Below are 22,623 nucleotides of genomic sequence, written 5' to 3'. Positions count from 1 at the left end.
AAAGCGGCCCCGGAAGTCCAGGCCCGTGCCCCGCGCACCAGACGCTATCATGTCGGACAGCAGGAAATCATTCAGGGCGACTGTCTCCGCATCCTGAAACGGATGAAGCCGGAGTCGGTTGACCTGGTTGTCACCTCGCCGCCCTATAACATCGGACTGGGCTATCGCTCTTATCAGGATCGCCGCGCCGAGGATGACTATCTCGACTGGATGGTCGGGGTCGCCGCCGCTGTCCGTCGGGTGCTTCGCCCCGATGGCTCATTCTTTCTCAATATCGCCGGAACGTCTGCCGAACCCTGGCTGCCCTTTGAGTTGGTCGTGCGCCTGCGCGCCCTCTTCGCGTTGCAGAATCATATTTCCTGGGTCAAATCCATTGCCGTGCCAGGAGATTCATTCGGTCATTTCAAGCCGGTCAACAGCGGTCGCTATCTCAACCGCAACCATGAGCATCTGTTTCATCTGACGCTTCATGGAGATGTTCAGCTCAATCGCCTGGCCGCCGGTGTTCCCTTCAAGGACAAAAGCAACATTGCCCGGCGCGGCCATGCGCAGGATCAGCGTTGCAGGGGCGACACCTGGTTCGTGCCTTATGAAACCGTCCGGGACCGGGAACAGAAATTCAATCATCCGGGAACATTCCCTGTTCAGTTGCCCGAACTCTGCATCCGGCTGCACGGGCGACCTGACCCAGTCGTGCTCGACCCGTTTATGGGAACCGGTACGACCCTCCTGGCGGCGCACCGGACCGGAGCCCGGGGGATCGGCATCGAAATTGATCCGGATTATGTAACGATTGCCCGTCGCCGTCTGAAAGACGCGGCGGTTTCCTGAAGCCGCCGCACTCACAATCGTACAAAACGATAATTTTTATGAAAATAATCGTTTTGACAGATTAATCCGATCAGCCCAGGAACAGATTACAAATCTGACATCTGTTTTCGGAGAGTGAGCGTGAAGGGTATTATTCTGGGCGTCGTGGGTGCGGGGCTGGTCGCGTACGGAGGCACCGTCGCGTATCTGACGCATTTCGATCATGCGGGGGGTCCGAAACTTGCCGCTGAATCTCCCACACAGAACAATGCGGCCGCGAAAGCCGCATTCGAGGTGATCCACGAGGCCCGCTGTGATTATTGTCACACCAAAGGTGCCGATCTTCCGTTCTACTTCCATCTGCCGGTTGCCTCGCAGCTCATGCAGCACGATCTCGATCAGGGTCTGCGCCATTTCCGTCTGGAGCCGGTCATCGCCGCCTTCCAGAAAGGCGAAGCGCCGACTGAAGAAGAACTGTCCCGCATTGAGGAAGTCATCCGCCAGAACCGGATGCCACCCGGCCTCTATCTGCTGATGCACTGGCACGCGCATCTGTCCGAAACCCAGCGTCAGACCGTGCTGAACTGGGTTGATGACGAGCGCCGCAAACATTACGCCGCAAAGGACGTTGCGCCCGGGTTCGCGGCCGAGCCGGTGCAGCCCATTCCTGAAAGCTGGCCGGTCGATGCCGATAAGGTCGCCCTCGGTCAGAAACTGTTTTTTGATAAAAAACTGTCCGGAGACGGCACACTGAACTGCGCCAGCTGTCATGGCCTGGACAAGGGCGGCGTGGACAATCTGACAACCGCCACCGGGATTCACGGTCAGAAAGGACCGATCAACGTCCCGACTGTTTACAATTCTGTCTATAACATTGTGCAGTTCTGGAACGGTCGCGCGAAAACGCTTGCCGATCAGGCTGCCGGTCCTGTCATGAACCCGGTCGAAATGGGCGCGCATGACTGGAACGACGTTGCGGCGAAGCTGACGTCGGACCCCGAATACACAGCCGCATTCGAAAAAGTATATCCCGGTCAGCCCGTCGGCCAGAACACGATTACCGACGCGATTGCCGAATATGAAAAAACCCTGATTACGCCGGACAGTCGTTTCGATCTTTATCTCAAAGGCGATAAGACAGCGCTGAACGATCAGGAAAGACGTGGCTACGATCGCTTCAAGGCCATTGGCTGCTCCGGCTGCCATAACGGCGCGGATATGGGCGGTGGCGGTATGGAGGTCATGGGGCTGGAAGGTAACTATTTCGCTGCACGTGGCGGCAGGTTCACTGATGCCGATGACGGCCGCGAAGTCATCACGCATGACCCGCTGGATCGTTCCCGCTTCCTGATCCCGACGCTCCGCAATGTCGCTCTGACCGGCCCCTGGTTTCATGACGGCAGCGTGAAAACTCTGGAGCAGGCCGTGCGCGACATGGCAAAATATCAGACGCCGGATGCGAATATCTCCGATCAGGACGTGAACGATATTACGGCGTTTCTGAAAACTCTGACCGGAAAATACAAAGGCACGCCGATCGATAAACTCGACGCGTCTGCCGAGTAAATTACCTGCGCCGGTCCGGTTCTGCCGGTCCGGTTCTGCCGGTCCGGTTTTTCATTCATTCCGGGCGGGTAATCCTGGTTCCCCAAGGGGTGCCTGCCGGGTCTCGGGATTTCGTAAACAGTCGGTGTGCACGTCTGCCATAAACAGACGTGCCACCCGGTTTTTGTCTCTGTCCGCCGGTGACGGAAAATTCCGCATGATGAACGGGTCGGACTGCGGGCAGTAAGATCTGCCGCGTCCGCAGGATATGCAGGACGATGCGTCACGAGGCATCCGGTCCGTTCATCATGCGGAATCGGTATTGCGCGGGTCAGGCAACTGTCCGCCCGCACTGTTTCGCTTTCGGACAAAAAATACCTGTTATGTTATAACATAACAATATAAAAGGGTCGGGCCACCCACCATCGGAACCGCTCTCTATGTCTTCGTTTCGTCCTTTGTGGCTTCTGCCTCTTCTTTTCGGCAGCTCTGCACTGATCTCCGCCGCGCCGGCCCGCGCCACGACCCAGACCGCTGAGCCCGATACAGGTATGGAAGCCGGCACCGTATCAGCCGACAAAAAAAAGCTGGCCGGCACAAAGAAAAAAGATGCCGCGACAACAGCCGCCCGGTCTTCGTTCCAGAGCGGTCAGGCCGGGATCGAAGATTCTCCGTCAAACGAGGAGCATATCGTCGTCAACGCGCATCTCGATCGTCAGCGTGCGGCTCTACAGCCTTCAACCGGCGCCACCGTCTATCAGTTTTCGCGCAGCGATATCGAGAAAATTCCCGGCGGAGACAATGCGCCTCTGAATTCTGTTCTGCTCCAGGCTCCCGGGGTCGCGCAGGACAGCTACGGTCAGATCCATGTGCGCGGCGATCACAACGAAGTCCAGTTCCGTCTCGACGGTGTCATGCTCCCGGAAGGCATGAGTGTTTTCGGTCAGACGCTGATGACGCGTTTCGCTCATTCCATGTCGATGACAACCGGGGCTCTGCCCGGTGAATACGGATTCCTTCAGGCGGCTGTTATTGATATCAATACAAAGAACGGCAGTGCCGATCCTGGCTGGGAGGTCTCCGTCTATGGCGGTGCCCGCGATTACTTTTTCCCCTCCGCGCAGTATGGAGGACATGCCGGAAAATGGGATTATTTCGCCACGGCTGATTTCGTGCATGACCGGGTCGGTGTCGAAAACCCGACGTCCAAATTCAATGCCTTACATGATCTGAGCAATCAATATCATTTTCTGGGCCACCTTCGCTACACAGCCGATGAAAATACCCGCATCAGCCTGACAGCCGGTGTTTCGAACGCCGAATATCAGCTTCCGAACAACCCGGGCCAGCAAAGGCAGTTCGCCAATCCGTCCTTTCTGGACAGCGCCCTGTCACAGCAGGTGTATGGCAGCGTGAACAGTGCCAGCCTGAACGAACGTCAGAAAGAAATAACGGATTTCGGAATCCTGTCGCTACAGAAAGAAATGGGTAAATTCAGCCTGCAAAGTTCCGCCATCGTTCGGTACAGCTCGCTCGGTTATTCGCCTGCCCCGCTCGGCGACCTCGTCTATAACGGTATTGCCCAGCGCGCTCAGCGTTCCGTTTTTTCATCCGGTTCGCAGAGCGATGTCGCGTGGCATGTTGATACCCATCACACGGTTCGCTTCGGATATCAGACGTATGTCGAACGAACGGTTTCAAAAACGGATTCAACCGTCTATCTGCAGACCGGAACGTATGCCAGCGGGAACGCGGTTTACGATGGCCAGACCGCCAGCATCCATGACGGCAACGGTCGTACCGGCTGGGTGTACGGCCTCTACGCCCAGGACGAATGGCGACCGGTCAGGGGCCTGACAGTCAATTACGGACTGCGGTTCGATGGTGTCGATGAGTACACCCATTCGAAACTGGTCAGTCCCAGACTGAATGTTGTCTATGAACCATGGCATGGTGGTGCTTTTCATATCGGTTATTCCCGCTATTTTACGCCGCCGCCGTTCGAACTGGTTGCCGGAACACAGCTCAGCAAATTCGCCGGCACATCCGGTGCTCCGGAGACGCTCAAAGACAGCACGGTCAAAGCTGAACGCGATCATTACTTCGATGCCGGGTTCGCGCAGGAGATTCTGCCCGGCTGGCACGCCTCCGTCGACGGATATGTCAAACTTGCAAAGAACATGATCGACGAAGGCCAGTTCGGGTCTCCCATCATTCTCTCCGCCTTCAACTATCGGCGCGGCCAGGTCAACGGCTACGAATTCGCCACCGATTATTCCCGTGGTCCGTTCAGCGTCTATGGAAACTTCGCCTGGTCCCGCGCCATCGGTAAGGACATCACCACTGCTCAGTGGAATTTCGATCCCGAGGATCTGGCTTATATCAAACAGCACTGGATTCATCTCGATCATGACCAGCGCTGGACCGCATCGGCAGGCGGCAGTTATACCGCTTTTTATAAAACCGGACACCCGCTGCGCCTGTCTGCCACCATGGTGTATGGCAGCGGCCTGCGCATGGACGGTGCCACCCCGAACGGCGCCTCCGTTCCGCAATACGCAACATTTAACCTCGCCCTGGTGCAGAGTTTCAACGATCTGCTCCATGTGTCGTTTCTCAAACGCACACAGTTGCGTCTCGACGTCACCAATCTGTTCGACAAACGCTACGAACTGCGCGACGGCAGCGGTATCGGTGTCGGTGCTCCGCAATACGGGCTGCGACGGACCATTCTCACCGGTATCTCTCAGCGTTTTTAAGGCCAGGGGTGAGCGACCGGGCAATTCTCAGGGGATTGCCCGGCATTTCGCAAAGAGACGCATGTTCTATGATTTTCCTCGTTACGGGATTATCGTCTGCCCGGCATCATGCCAGTGTGATGCGCAGTGAAACCACGAAGGGCCTCTCATGGAGCAGCCGCCAGTTACGGGAAATCCGGCCGGAAAGAAGAGTATAAGGCTGCCCGTCCTGTTCCTTCCACATGGTGGCGGCCCCTGTTTCTTTATGGACCAGTCAGGCACCTGGGAGGGTATGGCCGCTTATCTGCGCGGAATCGCCGCCACTCTGCCGGCGTGTCCGGACGCCATACTCGTCATGTCCGGTCATTGGGAGACCGTCATCCCGGCTGTCACATCCGGTGAAAATCCTGCCCTGATCTACGATTATTACGGCTTTCCGGAGCATACCTACCGCCTGACATATCCCGTTCCGGGCTCTCCCGCTCTGGCCACCGAAGTTCGTGCCCTGCTGACAGCCGCTGACATTCCCTGCGCCCTGGACCCGGAGCGGGGCCTGGATCACGGCGTCTTCATCCCCTTCATGCTGGCGTTCGACAAAGCCGCTATTCCCGTTGTTGAACTGTCTCTGCAGCAGGATCTGAACCCTGCCGCCGAATTGCGCGCCGGCGCCGCTCTTGAGCCGCTCCGGAATAAAAATATCCTGATTGTGGCAACGGGCATGACATACCATAATCTGCGGCACTTCATGGGCCGGAACACCGTCTCAGACGCTCAGTCCCGCGCGTTCGACGCCTGGCTGACGGCGGCGGTCGAGGCGCCTGCCAGCGAACGAAATCAGGCTTTGCGGGACTGGGAAAATGCGCCCGGAGCCCGCGCCTGCCACCCGCGCGAGGAGCATCTGCTTCCCCTGATGTTCGCTGCCGGGGCCGCCGGAAACGACGCGGGGCAACGCGACTACAGCGAAGCCGTTATGGGTAAGGTCCTGTCCGGTTTCCGCTTCGGATGACAGCCCCACCGTACTTACCCGCACTGAAAGTCTTTCTTATGAAAACACCGATCCGAAATACCGCTTTCGCAGCCTTCGCCTTGACCGTTCTGGTTTCGGGCGCACAGGCCGCGCCGCTTCCGCAGGATGTGCAGGGCGGCAGCTACAAAGTCGAAACCGGCCACACCCAGGTCATCTTCTCGGTCCTGCATCTCGGTTTCACGAACTATTCCGGCTTGTTTTCCGGCGCGACCGGCACCCTGAAATTCGACCCTGCCCATATCGCAGCATCGAGACTGACTATCACCTTCCCTGTAAACAGTGTTTCCACAACAAGCGATATGCTGACCGGCGAACTCAGAGCCCCCGACTGGTTCGATGTGTCGAAATATCCGACCGCTACGTTCGTTTCCACGAACGTAGTCTCCGCAGAGTCCGGCGATGCCGACGTTGAGGGTAATCTCACACTGCATGGCGTTACAAAACCTGTGATCCTGCATGCACACTTCATCGGTTCCGGGATCAATCCGATGGATAAGGCCTATACACTCGGCTTCCAGGCAACCGCGACGATCAGGCGCAGTGAATTCGGCATCTCGAAATACGTTCCCATGGTTGGTGACGACGTCACCCTGACCATTGCAGGGGCCTTCGAGAAACAGAGCTGACGCATCCCGGAGTTCAGGGTTTTGAATTCAGTGAGGAGTCGCGTCCCCTTTAATCCCGGCTGTCAGATGTTCCGGACAGCCGGGGCGGGGGAGACGCTTCACCCGTCTTCCCGCAAATAGTTCATTATCCCCAGTCGCCGGCACACTTCCCGCGCCATGAGCGGCGTGTCATCCAGCGGCATCACCGGCCATGCTTCCGGCTCGCCTTCAAACATCCTGATTCGCCCGGCTGCTTCCAGCGTTTTCAGGAACAGCCCGATCCGCCGCGACTTTCCCGGCAGCCGGTATACATAAACAGGCGCGCGGCCCGCTACGGCCTCCGAGATCATTGAAACACTGTCTGTCGTGACCACAAGAAAATCGGAACACGCAATCAGCCCGGCATAAGGATTGTCCGTTCCGCCGGTCCAGATCCGTCCCCCGACGGCCGTTACGGCATCCCGCAGTATCGAAGTCGCATCTTCGCCTGTTCGCCGCGAGGTTGTCACAAACAGTTTCGCATCCAGCCGGAGCGCCGCCTGAATGAGATGTCGTGCAAGATCCTCTGCTTCCGTCCGTCCGAACCGGAAACGCCCGTTGGCTCCCCCCACCAGTGCCGCCAGCAATGGTCGCCCCGGCACCCGGAGTTGTTCCGCCCATGCGGCCCGTGCCGCCCGCAGCCGCGCGGGCGTCATGCCGTGCAGCGCCGTCCGGCTCAGAAGGACGTTTGGCCCGTCGATCTCATCATGATCATTCGCAATTACGAGATCAAAATACGCCGGGTTGACCCGGGGGTTCTGAATCTGGACCACTGTCTGTTCCCGGCGGTGCAGCGCGCGCCCCGCCCGACCGCCTTTTCCGGCGACGGTCAGAAACAGATCATGCTCTTCCGACCCGTTCACGCCTGCCACAGTCCGCAGAGGATCGGGCCGGAACGGGAACGGCATCCGTTCCGACAGTCCGCCGGCGCGCACCGGGCAGAATCGTGCCGGAAGCGAAAGATACCCCGCCAGCCCGAAGGCCTGCGACCGCATCCCCGCCATATCTTCCGCAATGACCGAAACCCGGTCATACCTCCGGGCACCACTTTCACTCACGCCCGCTCACCTGGCACGTCCGGCATCCTCATCTGACAGTCTCAGCCGGATCTCTTACCGCAGGCTCTCCAGCAACGCACTATGGAAAGCCGAAGGATCCTGAATCTGCGGTGCGTGACCCAGGGTCGGAAATTCGATCAGTTTCGCTCCGGGTATCGCCGCCACCGCCGCTTTTGCCAGCACCGGATAATGCCCCAGCCTGGCACGCACCTCCGGTGATGCCCCGTCTGCTCCGACGGCTGTCATATCTTTGTCGCCAATGATCAGAACCGTTGGTACCCGAAGAGACGAGAATTCGTAAATAACCGGCTGGGTATAAATCATGTCGTAAAGCCGTGCCGAATTCCATGCCAGCGCCTCGCTCCCCGTTCCGCGATATTGCCCGGCCAGCATCTGCACCCATCGTTCGTAAGCAGGCTTCCACGTGCCGGCATAATAATACTTCGTTTCATAAGCCCGGATTGTCTCCGCTGTCCTGCCTCGCTCACCGGCAAACCACTGATCGACACTCCGGTAAGGCACGCCCTTCGCTCGCCAGTCCTCCAGTCCCAGCGGATCGACCAGCACGAGCCGGGTGACGCGCTCAGGGAACATCAGCGCATAACGTGCCGCCAGCATGCCGCCCGTTGAATGTCCGATCATGACGGCCTTTCCGATCCCCAGGCTGTCGAGCAGATCGCGCGTGTTCAGAGCGAGCTGTTCAAAAGAGAACTGGTAATTTTCCGGCGTATCGGATTTGCAGAACCCGATCTGATCCGGCGCAATCACACGATATCCCCGTGCCGCCAGCACCCGGATGGTGCTTTCCCACGTCGCGGCGCAGAAATTCTTCCCGTGCAGAAGCACCGCAACCTGCCCGTTCGCTTGCTTTGGTCGCACATCCAGATAAGCCATCCGCAGCACCTGTCGCTGAGACGTAAACCCGAACTCCCGCACCGGCCACGGATATGAAAACCCCGCCAGTCGCGGACCGTACACCGGGCCGGATTCGGCCCGGGCGCCAGTGATGCACGCGGCCACCAGCATTCCAGTGACCGCCGCGATCATGATCCGCCAGCAATATCCGCGTTCTTTCATGCCCTGTCCCCTGTTTTGCGCTTTGACCGGTCATCCGGGAAATCCATGCCATGCGGCGACCGGGCGAAGAAACAATAGTCCGCAGCGACTGTCACCGGCAGGTGTTACGGATTGCCGGAATCAGTACATTGCGCCGCCTGAGCGTGAACAACATGAGCACTGGCCTGTGCCTCAGTGCTTTTGTGTGGCCACCCGAAATAAGAGAATATACGGCGCCGGTCGAAGTCCGTGACATCGCTGAAACCGGCTTCTTTCAGGAGCTTAGCGATCTCAGGCGGGTTAAAACGGCTTACCCGCGGTTCACCGGGTGACGCCACACGTTTTTCAAGGTTTTCCATGAACTGATGCGCCTGGCTGCAGTCATAAAGATTTCAAGGTTCCCGGCATGTGCCCTGCGTCCCCGGCATTCCGTCAGGGTTCCGGAAGAGGAGCCCTGCATGCCCCACGGAGTCCGTCGCCGCGTGAGGGGGCCGGCAGCGCCGGATGGAACCACATTATGTCCCGCGCGCTTCTCCCCTGAACCGCATTTGTCAGTTGACAACCCCGCCATGAAACTCCTGTCTGGCAACCAGCGACCCGGCCGCGCGCCGGATCAGCATGCCGTAATAAGAACGCAACCCGCAGAGGCAGACCTATGAGCGCCATCGTCGATATCATCGCACGGGAAATTCTCGACAGCCGTGGCAACCCCACGGTTGAAGTCGATGTCGAACTCGCATCCGGCGCGAAAGGCCGCGCCGCCGTCCCTTCCGGCGCATCGACCGGCGCCCATGAGGCCGTCGAGCTCCGTGACGGCGACAAATCCCGTTTCGGCGGCAAAGGCGCGCTGAGGGCCTGCGAAAACGTCGAAACAGAAATTTTCCCGACCCTGCAGGGGGCGGAATCGCAGGACCAGATCGACATCGACAACGCGATGATCGACCTCGACGGCACTCCGAACAAAGGCCGCCTCGGCGCCAACGCCATCCTCGGCGTTTCGCTGGCCATTGCCAAAGCGTCCGCCGCCGAGCTGCATCTCCCGCTCTACCGTTATATCGGCGGTCCGTTCGCCCATACGCTGCCTGTGCCGATGATGAACATCGTCAATGGCGGAGAGCACGCCGACAATCCCATCGACATCCAGGAATTCATGATTCAGCCCGTCGGCGCGCCGACGCTGTCGGATGCCGTTCGCTGGGGCTCGGAAATCTTCCAGAAGCTGAAAAAAGCTCTCTCAGAGGCCGGCCTCAGCACCAATGTCGGTGATGAAGGCGGGTTTGCGCCGAATATCGGGTCCGCCGACGAAGCTCTGTCCTACATCACCCGCGCCGTTGAGGCCGCCGGCTACCGGCCCGGCGAGGATGTCACCTTCGCGCTCGATTGCGCCGCGACGGAATACTACAAAGACGGCAAATACATTCTGGCCGGGGAGGGGAAGACCCTCGATGCCGGCGGCATGGTCGCCTACCTTGAAGATCTGACAAAACGCTATCCGATCGCGTCGATCGAAGATGCCATGTCCGAGGACGACTGGGAGGGATGGGCTCTCCTCACCGCCGCCCTGGGCAAGACTACGCAGCTTGTCGGCGATGATCTGTTCGTGACCAATCCGGAGCGTCTGCGTCGCGGCATCGAGGACGGCATTGCCAACTCCCTCCTTGTCAAGGTGAACCAGATCGGCACTCTCACCGAGACCCTCGCCGCCATGGAAATGGCGCACCGCGCCGGCTACACCTGCATCGTCAGTCATCGCTCCGGTGAGACCGAGGATACGACGATCGCCGACCTGGCCGTCGCCACCAACAGCGGCCAGATCAAAACCGGCTCGCTGTGCCGCTCCGACCGGACGGCGAAATACAACCAGCTCATCCGGATCGAACAGGAACTGGCCACGGCCGGTGCCTATGCCGGGCGGACAATCCTTAAAAACAGGCTCGCTAACGGGTCTTTTACGGGCCGGTAAGGTCTGTCTGTTGCCAGAAAGCCACACGTCCCGAAAAACGGATGATGTGGCTTTTTCTGTTTATCTTTGTCCGGGCATAAGCTTGTGACTCATTTCCGGGACAGGCAATGCTTTGCGGTGCCCCAGTCCTGCCAGAATCGGGGTCCATACGCATGATCCCGTTCTGAGGGATTATTCCGGAGGTGTACAGTCGCATGCAGCTTGGTCGCCTGTTTCGTCGCGTGATGAACGCGGTCATCCCTCCGGCTCTGTTTCTCGGTCTTACCGGTTATTTTGGATGGCAGGCCACCCAGGGCGCTCACGGACTGCACGCCTATCATCAGCAGCTTCAGCTTCTTGACGATGCCCGCGAGTCGCAGAAAAACGCCGTCGCCGAACAAACGGCATGGCGTCGTCGCGTTTCCGGCCTCAGCGAAGGCGCCCTGAACGGCGACATGCTTGATGAGCGCGCCCGCGCCATGCTCAACCTCGCTAACCCGAACGATATTGTCGTTCCCTACGACAAGCACGACCAGCTTTACTGATCGGGTTCAGGGGCCTTTCCCGAATCGTTCGTGCCAGAGGCGGCGGATTTCCGCGCGACTCAGCTTTTTCATAAACCGCGAGGCCCCGGGCAGAGTCTGAATCCGAAGCTTCACCAGGATGCTTCCCGGCATTGCAGACAAAGAAAAAGCGCTGTCCCCGGCCGGAACAGCGCTTTTCGGATAAACGTCCCGGAAGGGAAGCTTATTTGATTTTCGCCTCGCGGAAGACGACGTGCTTGCGTGCAACCGGGTCGTACTTCTTCAGTTCCATCTTGCCGGTCTGGGCGCGGGCATTCTTCTTCGTGACATAGAAATATCCGGTGTCTGCCGTCGAGACGAGCCGGATCTGGATGACATTGCTCTTGGCCATAAGATCCTCGGGGTGGTAGCCAGGCCGCCGGTCCGGATATGCAGCCCGATCGCGACCCTGTTCAGGTTTGGCGCAAATTGCGCATCCGGACCCGTCAGGTCAAGCTTTCATGCGCCCCGGAGCCCTCCGGAACACGAAAAAAGTCGAAAGTTGCCATGATCGACCCCTCCGAAGCCCTTACCCGAATCGTCTCCGGCCTCCCTCTGTCGGGCACGGAGACCGTTTCCCTGATGGAAGCCGCCGGTCGAATCACCGCCGCACCCGTGCTCGCGCGTCTCTCCAACCCGCCCGCCGATGTCTCCGCCATGGACGGTTACGCCGTCCGCGCCGCCGACACGACTGCCGGCGCCGAACTCCGCATCACGGGAGAAGCGCCTGCCGGCCATCCCTCCGCAGAGACTGTCACAGCCGGAAGCTGCGTGCGGATCTTCACCGGCAGCGTGATCCCGGATGGTGCGGACGCTGTTCTGATCCAGGAAAACACGACCCGCGACGGGGACCGTCTCACCGTTACTCAGCCTGTTACGTCCGGCCGCTTCATCCGTGCCCGTGGGCAGGATTTTACCTGCGGGCAGCCCGTCATCCCCGCCGGAAAGCGCCTTTCCGCCCGCGATATCGGTCTGGCTGCCGCTGCAAACTGCCCGTGGATCACTGTCCGCCGGCGTCCCCGCGTGGCCATTCTCAGCACCGGCGACGAAATTTGCCTGCCCGGAGACAGTGTTCCTCCCGGCTCCATCATCGGCTCCGCCGCTTTCATGCTCGGCGCTCTTCTGAAAGAGGCCGGGGCCGATCCCGTTATCCTCCCCGTCGCAAAGGACACGGCAGGTGACATTCGTCAGGCGGCCACAGGTCTCGCCACTACTGACATGCTGCTGACCATCGGGGGCGCCAGCGTCGGCGATTACGACCTTGTCAAAGCCGCCCTCGGTGAAGCCGGGCTTGTCACCGATTTCTGGAAAATCGCCATGCGTCCGGGTAAACCTTTGATGTTCGGCCATCTCGGCGATACCCCGGTCATCGGCCTGCCGGGCAATCCCGTCGCCGCTTTCGTCTGCGGCATCGTTTTCGTCCTGCCAGCCCTCCGCGGGATGAGCGGGGAAACCCCGTCCGGCGACAATGGCCGCGAAAAAGCCCGTCTCGCCTGCGATCTTCCTGCCAACGATCTCCGATTCGACCATCTGCGCGCCGCCCTGACACGCGACGAAAACGGCATTCTGCTGGCCACCCCGTTTCCAAAGCAGGATTCCGGCATGATAAGTCCGCTCGCCACCGGCGATGCCCTTATCCTGCGTGACGCCCATGCGCCTGCCGCTAAAGCCGGAGAGATATGCGACATTATTCGTTTCGGTCATCGGGACGACTGAGCCGGTCGCCGTCGTTTCCTGCCGGTTTTCAGAGCCCGGACTGCCGGCGAAGAGCTGTAATTCATATTGACCTGAAATGAGAACCAATGTAGAACAAAATCCCTTCGATTAATTCTCAAAAAACAGAACAAAGGGACCGGTGAATGCTCACACGCAAACAACATGAGTTGTTGCTGTTCATCGACTCCCACCTTCGTCAGACAGGCTTCTCGCCTTCCTTCGACGAGATGAAGGAAGGCCTGGGTCTCAAGTCCAAATCCGGCATCCACCGCCTGATTTCCGGCCTTGAAGAGCGCGGCTTTCTCCAGCGACGCCACAACAGGGCGCGCGCGCTCGAAATCCTCCGCCTCCCGGACAGTGGCGAGTCCCTGGCAAATGCGCCCGCGCGTCTGCCCCGTTCGCTCAACGTCATCAAAGGTGATTTCTCGCAGCGCCTTCCCGGCGTCCGGACCGGTGATGCCGCCAGTTCCGTCAATCTCCCGCTTTATGGAAAAATCGCCGCCGGCCTTCCGATCGAAGCGCTCAGAGACAGCGGTTCTCAGGTCGAAGTCCCCGTTGCCATGCTCGGCACCGGTGAACATTATGCTCTGGAAGTCTCCGGCGATTCCATGATCGAAGCCGGAATTCTCGACGGCGACACTGTCATCATCCGTCGCACAGAAACAGCCGACAGCGGAAAGATCGTTGTCGCTCTTCTCGATGACAACGAGGTCACGCTCAAACGTCTGCGTAAACGGGGCAATACGATTGCCCTGGAAGCCGCCAACCCTGCTTACGAGACGCGCATCGTTCCCGCCGAACGTCTCCGCATTCAGGGCCAGCTCGTTGGCCTTTTGCGCCGTTACCACTGAAACTGGTCTCTTAAAGCGGTTTTTTTCAGGACTCTGCCCTGAAACCCACCAAAGGCCGGGACCTTTGGAAACCTTTTAGTTATCAACAAGCCGGGGTGCGGGGGCCAGTGGTCCCTGCCGGGTCCGGGCAGAGCCCGAACACGACACATTGACGAGGCGCATGAGCCGGTGCCCTGTATCGTGACCAGAACCAGAACTGGCCGGAATAAACGCGGAATGTCAGTCCAGCCCCTGTCCCGTTATCAGGAAGCCGTCCCCGAATATGGCCGGCCCCTCGCCGAAGCGCCTGGCCTTATCCGCGTTGTCGCCCGAAACCCCGGCCCGATGACGTATCACGGCACCAATACCTGGCTGATCGAGACCAGCCCCGGATGGGTCGTGGTCGATCCCGGCCCGGAAGATCCGGACCACCAGCAGGCCGTGCTCGACGCCTGCGGCGGGAAAATCCACACCATCCTCGTCACTCACAGCCACCATGATCACGAGGCCGGCGCGCAAGCTCTCGCCCGCCTCGCCGATGCCCCGATTTATGGCGGCACCCATGGTCAGAACCCCGATGCCCTGACACTCCCGGGGCTCAGTCCCGTCAGAACGCCGGGGCACACAATGGATCATGTCTGTATCGATATCGGGGACGGGCGACTGCTGTCCGGCGACCACATCATGGGCTGGTCCACCTCCGTCATTCTCCGCGCTCCGAACGGCAGTATGAGCGCCTATCTCGCCAGCCTGAAAGACAACCAGACCCGCAACTATGCCACGCTCTTCAGCGCCCACGGTCCGCCCGTTACCGAGCCGGCGCCCTTTATCGCCAGCCTGCTGAAATCCCGCCTCAACAGGATCGCCCGCACCCGGGACGCGCTGACATCCACGCCGCAACCGGAACCTCAGCTCCTCGCCGGGCTCTACAGAAATCTCCCGCGGAACCTGTCCCGCGCCGCGGCGGAAATGCTCGGTTCCATGCTCGAATACCTGGAGGCGCAAGGGGAGGCGGTCCACACCACGGAAGGCTGGCGCAGGGACTGACAGAGCCGTTTCGCGTATTGGGGCAGCGCCGCGAAGCTCACGCGGGCGACGCCAGCAACACCCGGTTCACCCCTTCCAGTGTCGCAAATATTTCCTGCCACAATGCGGGAAACCGCTTTGCCGCCACGCTCCGGCTCTCCATCGCCTCGCCCAGTTCCCGCACCGTCCGCACACCGTCAATCAGCGGCAGCAACCCGCGCGTCTGGCCCGGCAACGGCAGCAGAACTTCCAGCGTCCCGAATGCAAAGCGCAGCCGGTTATCCGGTGTCATCTGCTTCACCAGTTCCGAACCCGGAATCTCCCGCATCACCGGCACGGCATCGGCCGCCATCGGATCGGCCCGTTCCGGCGCTTCCCCGCGACGCACCACATAAACCACATGCGTCGCCATGTTGCCTGCCAGTTCCTCCGCCAGCGCGGCCCGCGACCGATAGTCCAGCTCCTCAATCCGCGTCCGCAATCGCGGATCGGGGAGCAGCAGGGCCGGATCGTACCGTGCGGGCTCCATCAGACACGTCGTCTCAAGTCCCGCCCGGTCCAGCAGCCCGAACAATGCCGGAACGTCATAAGCCCGGTCCCGGGGGTTCAGCAGCAGATCATAAAGCCCGGCATCGCCGCCGCTCAGATGATCACCAAAATTGCCGTTCGCCCGCAGCCACGCCGTCGCCGGGAGATGGCGCATCACCCGCCGCGCCACGTCCAGCCGGTCGCGAGGGGATTCGGACATCGGAGCCAGTCGCGCCAGGGCGTCCTGCAACATGTAAACTCCGGTCCGCCCGTAAGGCGCATAAACCATCAGTCCCATGCCGCCCCCCGGCGCCAGAATCCGTTCCAGCCCCGCCAGCGCCGCGTCCGGGTCCGGCAGATGATGCAGAACGCCGCAGCAATCGATGTAATCGAACAGCCCGGGATCCGCCTCGATGTTTGTCAGAGACCCCTGCACGAACCGGATATTCTCCAGCCCTCGCATCCCGGCCCGCGCCCGCGCGATCGACAGCGCTTTTTCCGACCGGTCCAGCGCCACAATCTCGCCCTCGCGCCCCGCCCGCGCCATATGCGTGCCGAGCATGATCGCCGCATCCCCGGTCCCGCAGCCCGCGATCAGAACCCGCAGCGGCAGACTCCGCGACCGCTTTGCCCCGAAAACCCAGTAATCGATTTCCCGCAGATGACTCGGGCTGCCGATCAGCAGCCGTTTCGTCTCGTCCCGGGGGTCGCGCTCCGGGTAAGGATAAGCCTCATACTGAGACACCAGCGCCTCATCCCGCCTGTCCTGTTCCCCGGTCATCGCAGCTCCCTTCCTTTATCAGGCCCTGAAATAAGCGAGCCGGACGGGGGAGGGAAGGGCGCTTCCGGCCCAGGCGATCCTCCGGCGGGATGACACCCTTTCGCATCCGTTCTAATCCCACTCCAAAGACAGGAGCCCGGACCATGAAGATCATCATCGACACCGACCCCGGCCAGGACGACGCCCTTACCATCCTCCTGGCTCTTATCAGCCCGGAGATCGAACTCCTCGGCGTTACCACCGTCGCAGGTAATGTCAGCGTCCGTCAGGCCACCATCAACGCACTGAAAACGATGGATCTGGTCGGTGTCACCACCGTTCCCGTCCATGCCGGCGCCGATCGTCCCCTTCTGCGCGCGCCCATCGACGCCACCCACGTCCACGGCCGTACCGGCTTCGAGGGCGTCGATCTCCCCGATCCCGCGCAGAAAGCCGCGCCGGAACACGCGGTCGATTTCATCATCCGCACCGTGATGGACCATGTGCCCGGCGCCATCACGCTCTGCGCCATTGGTCCGATGACCAACCTTGCGCTCGCCATCTCCCGCGAGCCCGCCCTGCGTACCCGCATCGGCCGGATCGTGACAATGTCAGGCGCATTCTCGGAAGTCGGCAACATTACCCCGACCGCCGAATTCAACATCTATGCTGATCCGCACGCCGCCGCGATCGTCCTTGAATCCGGCATCCCGATAACGATGATCCCCCTTGACGTTACCCATGCGCTCCATACCAGCGCCGCCCGCCTCGCCCGCTTCGAGGCGATCGGAAACCGCGTTGGCAAAGTCGTCGCCGACTGGCTTCGTTTCGAGAAAACCTTTGAAGCCACCAAATATGGTACCGATGGCGGACCGCTCCACGACCCCAATACGGTGCTCTGGCTCCTCAGGCCGGATCTCTACAAAGGTCGCGAGGTCAATGTCCGCATCGAAACCGGCAGTGAACTCACCATGGGCATGAGCGTCGTGGACTGGTGGGGCATCACAAATCTCCCCAGAAACACGCTCTTCCTCCGGGAATGTGACGCCGCGGCCGCCTACGACCTCATCACCGAACGCCTGTCCCGGTTCTGAGAAACCGGCGCTCGGGCACCGGGACAATCAGCCTGTGCGGGGCTGCTGATTGTCCCCTCACTCCACCGAAGCCAGCACCGCCAGCAGCGCATCCACATCCTCGGCCCGCGTGTCATACCCTGTGACCAGCCGGATCAGCGTCCCGGTGATCCCCGGGGGTGTCGTCCAGCGGTAAAATCCGAATCCCGCCGCCTCCAGGGCCTCGAGCAGCAGTTCGGGCAGCACGACAAACACTTCGCTGCTTTCCGTCTCAAACGGCAGCACCGCTCCCGGCTGGCGCAGCAGCCCCCGTGCCAGCCGCGCCGCCATGTCAGTGGCGTTACGTCCGTTACGCAGCCACAGATCGTCCTCCAGCCAGGCCAGAAGCTGTGCGCTGAGAAACCGCTGTTTCGACCAGATATGCCCCGCCCGCTTCCGCCGGCGATCCATCTCCTCCGCCCGCGCCGGATCGAAAACAACCAGCATCTCCGCCGCCATCGCGCCGCTCTTCGTCGCGCCCAGCGAGAGAATGTCCACGCCCGAACGCCAGGTCGCCTCCGCCGGCGAACAGCCGAGAAACGCCAGTGCGTTCACAAGCCGCGCGCCGTCCATATGCACCCCAAGCCCGGCACGCCGCGCCATGCCCGTCACTTCCCGCAAATGCTCCGGACGATACACCGTGCCCCATTCCGTCGCCTGAGTGACGCTCAGCGCCGAAACCCGGCTGACATGACTGCCCCCGGAAGCCGCTTTCTCCAGCGCCCGGCCCAGCATCTCAGAACTGATCCGACCGTCATCGGACGGCAGCCCGAGCAGCTTCGCCCCATGCGTGAAAAACTCCGGTGCGCCACACTCCTCATTGTTGATATGCGCGCTCTCGTCACACAGCACCGCCCCCCAGGGCGGACACAGTGCCGACAGGGCCAGACTGTTGCAGGCCGTCCCCGTCGAGACAGGGAATACCCGCGCCTCAGCCTCGAAAACCTCCGCAACCCGGCGCTCCAGCTTCTCCGTCCACGGATCGTCGCCATACGATGCAGCCGCACCCGTGCTGGCCGCGCTCAGAGCCGCGAGAATCTCAGGACAAACAGGCGAAACATTGTCGCTGGCGAAGTTCCTGCGTATGTGTGTCGCAGTTTCTTCCCCGGCAGCGGACGTATCACCGGATGGCTGTTCGACAGTGTTCTGGTTCATGTTGCCTTCCTGCCTCTTCGTCGCAAACGTCGTTACCCTAGCATCCGAGCAGAAACCCGCCCATGCCAGACCAGACCGCCCCCGAAACCGTGACCGCCGGCACCCCGGAAAGAGGACGCCGGATCGACGGCAAAGCCTTCGCCGCCGGGCTGAGAAAACAGATCGCCGGGGATGTCGTCGCGTTTCATGAGAAACATGGCATCACGCCCGGCCTCGCCGTCGTCCTCGTCGGAAACGATCCTGCCAGCGAAGTCTATGTCCGCAACAAGGCGCTGGAAACGCACCGCGTCGGCATGCGCTCCTTCATGCACATGCTGCCGGAGACGACAAAGGAAGCCGAGCTTCTCCAGCTTGTCGATCGCCTGAATGCCGATCCTGAAATTCATGGCATCCTCGTCCAGCTTCCGCTCCCGAAAGGCATGGATGGCCGCCGCATCACCAATGCCATCGACCCGAAAAAGGACGTCGACGGGCTCGGCGAAGTCAATGCCGGGCGCCTGAGCCTCGGTCTTCCCGGCCTCGTCCCGTGCACCCCGCTCGGCTGCCTGATGCTGCTGAAATCGGAACTCGGCAATCTGCGCGGCCTCAACGCGGTCGTCGTGGGTGCTTCCAACCTCGTTGGCAAACCGATGGCACTGCTGCTGCTGAACGAGGGCTGCACCGTCTCCGTCGCTCATATCGACACCGTTAATCCGCAGGCCCTTACCCGTATGGCCGATATCCTGGTCGTCGCCACCGGCGTCAGCGGCCTCGTAGGGCGCGACTGGGTCAAACCCGGCGCCACCGTCATCGATGTCGGCATCACCCGTATCCCCGCCTCGGCCGGTAAAACAAAGCTCGTGGGCGATGTTGCCTTCGACGAGGTCGCTGCCGTTGCCGGCCGTATCACGCCCGTTCCCGGCGGGGTCGGCCCCATGACCATTGCCTGCCTGTTGCAAAATACCGTGACCGCCGCCCGGCTCAGCCTGGAAGGCGCCCCGGACTGACTCCGGGCGCGCGGCGCCAGTCTCCGGAAGGAAACCGCCCCGCCGCCCCGTCCGTTCATGAAACGGGACCGGACGAGCCGTACCTCTTCGCGGGAGAGAACGGGAGAGAAAGTGAAGCTCCGAAAAGGCTCCTTTCTCTGGAACCGCTTTTGCCCGGACCCTATATTCGGGAGATCAGAATCAGGACGGGATATACGTCATGAAAATCGGTATTATCGGCGCCGGACAGATCGGCGGCACACTCACACGTCGCTTCACCGCGACCGGACATCAGGTCAAAATCGCCAATTCGCGCGGCCCGGAAACCCTGAGCGCTCTGGCAAAAGAAACCGGTGCGCAGGCTGTCACCGCACAGGACGCCGTCAGAGACGTCGATCTCATCGTGGTGACGATTCCGGAAAAGAACATTCCCGCTCTCGGCAAGACCCTGTTCGCCTCCGTGCCACAGAACGTGGTCGTCGTGGACACCGGCAATTACTATCCCCGGGAACGCGACGGGCGCATCGCCGCGATCGAAAGCGGCACGCCCGAAAGTGTGTGGGTGTCACAGCATCTCGGACGCCCCGTCATCAAGGCGTTCAACAATATCTACGCGAAACATCTGCTTGAAAACGGCAAGCCCGCCGGAACGCCGGGCCGCATCGCATTGCCCGTCTCCGGTGACGATGCCACGGCGAAGCAGACTGTCATGAAGCTCATCAACGAGATCGGGTTCGATGCCGTGGATGATGGCCCGCTGGCAGAGTCCTGGCGTCAGCAGCCCGGCACGCCGGTTTATTGTGGTGATTTCGATGAGGCCGGGGTCCGAAAGGCTTTGAGCGAAGCCAGCCCGAAACGGACGCCGCAATGGTCTGCAACGGATCACAGTCCGGGTGATTTCGGAACACCGCACTGACAGAAGAGGAGAGGGGGTGGGCAGATAGCTTCCCCCCTCTCCCTTTTCAATTCTCAGCCGATAAACGACGAGACAGCCCTGTTGACTTCGGACGACTTTTCAAGCTGTGGCATATGGCCCGTTGCGGGATAGCGTGTGACCTTCACGGAGGCCGGCAGCCCGTCGGCTCCGGAGACGGATAAAATCTCGTCATCCTCGCCCCAGAGAACCTGGACCGGGCCTTTGTAAGCCTCAAGAACGGACCGAAGCGGAAACCCCTGCTTTCCATCAGGGAAGCTGACATCGGCGATGGTTCTGAGCCCCTTTACCACCCCGTCCAGACGCTTGAAGCGAATGATGTTCTCCACCATGGCCCGCGTGACCAGTGACTTGTCATGCACAAGATACTGAATCACCGGCTCCAGTGTCTTTCTGCGATCCGCCTCGATATATCCGTTAATAAACGTCATGTTGATGTCTGTCCCGAGGCCGGCCGGATCAATCAGAGTCAGAGACGCCACCGTATCGCCATGTGCGCCCGCCAGTTCCAGAGCAATCGCGCCACCCAGCGAATGTCCGACGACATGAACCCGATCCGTCCCGAGTTCCGCAATCAGTTTCGCAATCGTGGCGGCAAATCCCGCCGGCGTTCCATCACCGACATCCTTGGTCGATTCCCCGTGTCCCGGCAGATCGAACGCAATCACCCGATGCGTTTCCGCCAGCGCCGGCTGGTTCAGCATCCAGTTTGTCAGGTCTCCGCCAAACCCGTGAATCAGCAGCACGGGAACGCCACCGTGATCCGCACCTGATTCCAGCACGGACAGGTCCAGGTCCCCCACAGCGACCGTCTTACGCTGCGGCGCGGATTCCCCGGCGGCACTCTCCTCGCCACTGGAGAACTCCTCGTTAAACTTTTTGACAAATGCATCGATATCCTCATCGGATACCGATTCAGGCGCAAGCACGCCGAGCAGCGCCCCGACCGGCAGTGTGTCGCCTTCACTGGCAACCTGTCGCCGCAGAATCCCCTCCGCCGGACTCTCATAGCCATTTGTGATCTTGCTTGTTTCGATATCGGCAATTTCCTGTCCGGCTTTTACGGTCGCGCCGGGTTTGACACTCCAGCTCGCCAGTTTTCCTTCCGTCATCGCCAGACCGAATTTCGGCATTGTGACCGGGGTGATGGTGCCGCTCATCGTTCAGGCCTCCTCTTTCATCCGGTATGACGCAACCGACCGGACTGCCGCCACGATTTTCTCCGTGTTCGGCACATAAAGATTTTCGAGAACCGTTGCGAACGGAACCGGTGTGTGGGGCGGGCAGACACGACGGATCGGCGCCTTCAGCGCATCGAAAGCCTCTTCCGCTACAAGAGCAGCTACGTCGGTCGCCAGATTGCAGCGCGGGCTGGACTCATCCACGATCACCAGGCGCCCGGTGTCGGCGACGCAATCGAGAATTGTGCCGGTATCCAGAGGTGATGTCGTGCGCGGGTCGATCACCGTGCAGGAAATTCCATCCTTCGCCAGGCGGTCTGCGGCCTCGTTCGCGAATTTCACCATCCGGCCGAACGCGACAATCGTTACATCATCGCCCTCGCGCGTCAGATTCGCCTCTCCGAACGGGATGGTATACGGGTCGTCCGGCACATCCTCCTCATCGTCATACATGACCTTGTTTTCAAGAAAGATCACAGGATCATCATCCCGGATCGCCTCGATCAGGAGTCCCTTCGCCTCATAAGGCGAGGACGGCACCACGACCTTGAGGCCCGGAATATGCGTGAACAGCGGATAGAGCGCCTGGCTGTGCTGCGCCGCCGCGTTGAATCCCGCGCCATACATCGCCCGGATCACCAGAGGCGTGCGGGCCTTCCCACCGAACATATAGCGAAATTTCGCGGCCTGATTCATGATCTGGTCAAGACAGCAGCCGACAAAATCAACAAACATCAGCTCAGCCACAGGCCGCAGACCGGTCGCCGCCGCGCCTGCCGCCGCGCCGATATAGGATGCTTCGGTAATTGGTGTATCGAGAACGCGATCTTCGCCGAACTCGGTCAGCAGGCCCTTTGTAACACCCAGAACGCCGCCCCATGCGTCTTTCACGCCCGAGGTGCCGCCACGGCCGCCGGCCACGTCTTCTCCCATGAGAATCACACGCGGGTCACGGCGCATTTCCTGACGCAGAGCCTCATTGATCGACTGACGGAAACTTTTCCTGCTCATTCTTTTTTCCCCGTTGAGGACC

At 60.6% G+C, this 22,623-nt stretch carries 20 protein-coding genes; 13 read left to right on the top strand and 7 right to left on the bottom strand.

Annotation, left to right across the window (positions count from 1 at the left end):
- The first annotated feature begins 102 nt into the window (after window positions 1-102).
- The 5 genes from GOB90_RS09820 (at window position 103) to GOB90_RS09800 (ending at window position 6,746) form a co-directional block, all read left to right on the top strand.
- The gene (locus GOB90_RS09820) at window positions 103-831 is read left to right on the top strand and encodes a DNA-methyltransferase (protein ID WP_242011926.1); all 729 of its coding nucleotides are present in this window, start codon (window positions 103-105) and stop codon (window positions 829-831) included.
- 120 nt (window positions 832-951) lie between these two features.
- Window positions 952-2,376, top strand: a complete 1,425-nt coding sequence (locus GOB90_RS09815) for a cytochrome-c peroxidase (RefSeq protein WP_146887693.1) — start codon at window positions 952-954, stop codon at window positions 2,374-2,376.
- 530 nt (window positions 2,377-2,906) lie between these two features.
- Window positions 2,907-5,114 (top strand): TonB-dependent receptor, encoded by a 2,208-nt coding sequence (locus GOB90_RS09810; RefSeq protein ID WP_173572026.1) that lies wholly within the window; start codon window positions 2,907-2,909, stop codon window positions 5,112-5,114.
- Between the two features lie 148 nt (window positions 5,115-5,262).
- Window positions 5,263-6,099: a DODA-type extradiol aromatic ring-opening family dioxygenase gene (locus GOB90_RS09805; RefSeq protein ID WP_146887697.1), complete on the top strand. Its 837-nt coding sequence runs from the start codon at window positions 5,263-5,265 to the stop codon at window positions 6,097-6,099.
- Between the two features lie 38 nt (window positions 6,100-6,137).
- A complete protein-coding gene (locus tag GOB90_RS09800; RefSeq protein WP_146887699.1) occupies window positions 6,138-6,746 on the top strand; it encodes a YceI family protein in 609 nt (202 codons plus the stop codon).
- A gap of 98 nt (window positions 6,747-6,844) precedes the next feature.
- On the opposite strand, the gene GOB90_RS09795 is transcribed toward GOB90_RS09800, so the two are convergent.
- Both GOB90_RS09795 and GOB90_RS09790 read right to left on the bottom strand, forming a co-directional pair.
- On the bottom strand, window positions 6,845-7,822 hold the full coding sequence (locus GOB90_RS09795; protein ID WP_306309446.1) for a mitochondrial fission ELM1 family protein: 978 nt from the start codon (window positions 7,820-7,822) through the stop codon (window positions 6,845-6,847).
- A gap of 54 nt (window positions 7,823-7,876) precedes the next feature.
- Window positions 7,877-8,899, bottom strand: coding sequence for an alpha/beta fold hydrolase (locus tag GOB90_RS09790; protein WP_242011924.1), 1,023 nt, complete (start codon window positions 8,897-8,899; stop codon window positions 7,877-7,879).
- 634 nt (window positions 8,900-9,533) lie between these two features.
- On the opposite strand from GOB90_RS09790, the gene eno reads away from it, so the two are divergent.
- Together eno and GOB90_RS09780 are read left to right on the top strand one after the other, a co-directional pair.
- Window positions 9,534-10,841: a phosphopyruvate hydratase gene (gene eno, locus GOB90_RS09785; RefSeq protein WP_146887701.1), complete on the top strand. Its 1,308-nt coding sequence runs from the start codon at window positions 9,534-9,536 to the stop codon at window positions 10,839-10,841.
- Between the two features lie 194 nt (window positions 10,842-11,035).
- Window positions 11,036-11,365, top strand: coding sequence for an FtsB family cell division protein (locus GOB90_RS09780; protein ID WP_146887703.1), 330 nt, complete (start codon window positions 11,036-11,038; stop codon window positions 11,363-11,365).
- A 202-nt stretch (window positions 11,366-11,567) separates the two neighbouring features.
- Here the strand turns inward: GOB90_RS09780 and rpmG are convergent, their stop codons facing one another.
- Window positions 11,568-11,735, bottom strand: a complete 168-nt coding sequence (gene rpmG, locus GOB90_RS09775) for a 50S ribosomal protein L33 (protein ID WP_146887705.1) — start codon at window positions 11,733-11,735, stop codon at window positions 11,568-11,570.
- Window positions 11,736-11,890: 155 nt separating this feature from the next.
- Here rpmG and GOB90_RS09770 point away from each other — a divergent pair, with 155 nt between their 5' ends.
- The 3 genes from GOB90_RS09770 (at window position 11,891) to GOB90_RS09760 (ending at window position 14,976) form a co-directional block, all read left to right on the top strand.
- Entirely contained in the window at window positions 11,891-13,099 is a 1,209-nt protein-coding gene (locus GOB90_RS09770; RefSeq protein ID WP_146887707.1) for a molybdopterin molybdotransferase MoeA, read from the top strand.
- A 143-nt stretch (window positions 13,100-13,242) separates the two neighbouring features.
- Entirely contained in the window at window positions 13,243-13,950 is a 708-nt protein-coding gene (gene lexA / locus GOB90_RS09765; protein ID WP_146887709.1) for a transcriptional repressor LexA, read from the top strand.
- A gap of 216 nt (window positions 13,951-14,166) precedes the next feature.
- A complete protein-coding gene (locus GOB90_RS09760) occupies window positions 14,167-14,976 on the top strand; it encodes an MBL fold metallo-hydrolase (RefSeq protein WP_146887711.1) in 810 nt (269 codons plus the stop codon).
- A gap of 37 nt (window positions 14,977-15,013) precedes the next feature.
- On the opposite strand, the gene GOB90_RS09755 is transcribed toward GOB90_RS09760, so the two are convergent.
- Window positions 15,014-16,264 (bottom strand): class I SAM-dependent methyltransferase, encoded by a 1,251-nt coding sequence (locus tag GOB90_RS09755; protein ID WP_146887714.1) that lies wholly within the window; start codon window positions 16,262-16,264, stop codon window positions 15,014-15,016.
- A 143-nt stretch (window positions 16,265-16,407) separates the two neighbouring features.
- Between GOB90_RS09755 and GOB90_RS09750 the strand changes: the two genes are divergently transcribed.
- Entirely contained in the window at window positions 16,408-17,337 is a 930-nt protein-coding gene (locus tag GOB90_RS09750; RefSeq protein WP_146887716.1) for a nucleoside hydrolase, read from the top strand.
- Window positions 17,338-17,394: 57 nt separating this feature from the next.
- Here the strand turns inward: GOB90_RS09750 and GOB90_RS09745 are convergent, their stop codons facing one another.
- Window positions 17,395-18,510, bottom strand: a complete 1,116-nt coding sequence (locus GOB90_RS09745) for a threonine aldolase family protein (RefSeq protein WP_146887718.1) — start codon at window positions 18,508-18,510, stop codon at window positions 17,395-17,397.
- Window positions 18,511-18,572: 62 nt separating this feature from the next.
- Between GOB90_RS09745 and folD the strand changes: the two genes are divergently transcribed.
- Entirely contained in the window at window positions 18,573-19,496 is a 924-nt protein-coding gene (gene folD / locus GOB90_RS09740; RefSeq protein WP_146887720.1) for a bifunctional methylenetetrahydrofolate dehydrogenase/methenyltetrahydrofolate cyclohydrolase FolD, read from the top strand.
- A 199-nt stretch (window positions 19,497-19,695) separates the two neighbouring features.
- On the top strand, window positions 19,696-20,391 hold the full coding sequence (locus GOB90_RS09735) for an NADPH-dependent F420 reductase (protein ID WP_146887722.1): 696 nt from the start codon (window positions 19,696-19,698) through the stop codon (window positions 20,389-20,391).
- A 53-nt stretch (window positions 20,392-20,444) separates the two neighbouring features.
- On the opposite strand, the gene GOB90_RS09730 is transcribed toward GOB90_RS09735, so the two are convergent.
- Both GOB90_RS09730 and GOB90_RS09725 read right to left on the bottom strand, forming a co-directional pair.
- Complete coding sequence (locus GOB90_RS09730) at window positions 20,445-21,569, bottom strand: acetoin dehydrogenase dihydrolipoyllysine-residue acetyltransferase subunit (protein ID WP_146887724.1); 1,125 nt, start codon at window positions 21,567-21,569, stop codon at window positions 20,445-20,447.
- Between the two features lie 3 nt (window positions 21,570-21,572).
- Window positions 21,573-22,601: an alpha-ketoacid dehydrogenase subunit beta gene (locus GOB90_RS09725; RefSeq protein WP_146887726.1), complete on the bottom strand. Its 1,029-nt coding sequence runs from the start codon at window positions 22,599-22,601 to the stop codon at window positions 21,573-21,575.
- Between the last annotated feature and the right edge of the window lie 22 nt (window positions 22,602-22,623).

This window comes from Acetobacter oeni, assembly GCF_011516825.1.
GTDB lineage: Bacteria > Pseudomonadota > Alphaproteobacteria > Acetobacterales > Acetobacteraceae > Acetobacter > Acetobacter oeni.
This window is presented reverse-complemented; position numbering and strand designations above follow the sequence as displayed.